Origin of the sequence: Mesorhizobium sp. M1E.F.Ca.ET.063.01.1.1 (genome assembly GCF_003998155.1) — a bacterium.
Taxonomy (GTDB): domain Bacteria; phylum Pseudomonadota; class Alphaproteobacteria; order Rhizobiales; family Rhizobiaceae; genus Mesorhizobium.
Window position 1 is genome coordinate 1 of record NZ_RZSC01001023.1, and the last position, 1,686, is coordinate 1,686.

Annotated in this window: 1 protein-coding gene; it reads left to right on the top strand. The window is 65.5% G+C overall.

All coding sequences use genetic code 11. The annotated features are described in order from the left end of the window. Positions 1-149 precede the first annotated feature (149 nt). On the top strand, positions 150-1,686 hold a 1,537-nt coding region (locus EOA29_RS35555), incomplete at its 3' end, for a TRAP transporter fused permease subunit (RefSeq protein ID WP_127222331.1).

Sequence of the window (1,686 nt, forward strand, 5' to 3'; positions counted from 1 at the left end):
CCTCCCCCTTGAGGGGAGGGTGGACAGCCGCCGGAGGCGGATGGACGGGTGGGGTCGCCGCGGCAGTGCTCGACGCGAGAGGACCCCACCCGCCTCGCTTCGCTCGGCACCCTCCCCTCAAGGGGGAGGGCATCCCCAGGAACCCGCCAATGACCAAAACCCCCACCGTTCTTTCTCCGACCGTCGAAGAGCCTATCGAAGGCCTGCCGCCGGGCTTCGGCGAAGGCATCGCCGGCAAGGCGGCCTTCCTGATTGCCGTCGCCTTTTCCGCCTTTCAGATCTACATCGCCGCCTATGGCAGCCTGCCCAGCCAGGTGGTGCGGGCCATGCATGTCGGCTTCCTGCTGCTGCTCGGCTTCGGCCTGATCGCCAATCTGCGCGCCCAGAGCATGCCGGCGAAAACCGCATTCTGGACGCTCGGTGTGCTGGGCTTCGGCACCGGCCTCTACAACTGGGTGTTCTATACCGATCTCATTCGCCGTTCCGGCTTCCTCACCACGCCGGACCTGATCGTCGGCACCGTGCTGGTGGTGCTGGTCTTCGAAGCGGCACGGCGGCTGATGGGGCTGCCGCTCGCAATCATCGCCTTCATCTTCCTCGCCTATTGCTTCGTCGGCAATCACTTGCCGCCGCCCTTCATCCATCGCGGCTATGATTTTGCGCAGCTCGTCGACACCTTCGCCTATGGCACCGAAGGCATATACGGCACGCCGGTCTATGTTTCGGCCGCTTATATCTTCATCTTCGTCGTCTTCGCTGCCTTCCTCGAGCGCGCCGGCATGATCGCGCTGTTCAACGATTTCGCGCTTGGCCTGGTCGGCTCCTGGCGCGGCGGCCCGGCCCAGGTCTGTGTGCTCTCCTCGGCGTTGATGGGCACCATCTCCGGTTCGGGCGTTGCCAATGTGGTGGCCAGCGGCCAGTTCACCATTCCGCTGATGAAACGCTTCGGCTTCCGCGCGGCCTTTGCCGGCGCCGTCGAGGCGACCTCCTCGATGGGCGGCCAGATCATGCCGCCGGTGATGGGCGCGGTCGCCTTCATCATGGCCGAGACGCTGAACATCGCCTATGCCGAGGTGGTGAAGGCGGCGATCATCCCGGCGCTGCTCTATTTCGGCGCCTGCTTCTGGCAGGTGCATCTGGAGGCTGGCAAAGCCGGCTTGCACGGCATGGCCAAGGGCGACCTGCCCAATCCCTGGGACGCGGTGCGGCAGCACTGGCCGCTGGTGCTGCCGCTTGCCGTGCTCGTCTATCTCCTGTTTGCCGGCTATACGCCGATCTTCGCCGGCACCATGGGCCTGGCGCTGACCATCGTGCTGATCCTCGGCGCGCCGCTGGCGGCGCTGATCGGGCCATTTGCGTTCCGCGTCGTCTTCTGGCTGGCGCTCGGGCTTGCCGCCGCCTCCTTCATGCGCTTCGGCGTCAATAGTCTCGGCCTCGTCATCGGGGCGCTCGTCGTCGCCTGCATCACCTTCAAAGGCGGCCGCGAGACGCTGCGCATCTGCGTCGACTCGCTTGCCGAAGGCGCCAAGAACGCGCTGCCGGTCGGCATCGCCTGCGCCATCGTCGGCATCGTCATCGGCACGCTGACGCTGACCGGCATCGCTTCGACCTTCATCGGCTGGATCATCTCCATCGGCGAGAACAATCTATTCCTGTCGCTGGTGCTGACCATGCTCACCTGCCTTG